This window comes from Streptomyces zinciresistens K42 (genome assembly GCF_000225525.1).
Taxonomy (GTDB): Bacteria; Actinomycetota; Actinomycetes; order Streptomycetales; family Streptomycetaceae; genus Streptomyces; species Streptomyces zinciresistens.
In genome coordinates, this window is the sequence record NZ_AGBF01000519.1 from 1 (window position 1) to 211 (window position 211).

The 211-nt window shown below is 75.8% G+C and carries 1 pseudogene; it reads right to left on the reverse strand.

The features are described from left to right. Window positions 1–211: pseudogene (locus tag SZN_RS37450) on the reverse strand (hypothetical protein); the annotation flags it as partial.

A 211-nucleotide genomic window follows, 5' to 3' on the forward strand; every position in this document is an offset into this window, starting at 1 on the left:
GTCGACCTTGCCGGCCGGTTTCCTCCCGGGGACCTCGACCGGCAGCCAGGGCGCGTCGGAGTTGCCGGACAGCAGGGTGGCGACGATGACCACCGCGTAGACCGCGCAGGCCAGGGAGACGGTCATGCCGAGCCGGCGGAAGCGGCTGCGGCGGCGCCCGGACTCGTCGACGAAGACCGGGCCCTCGGAGCCGTCGCCCCCGCCCGGTCCG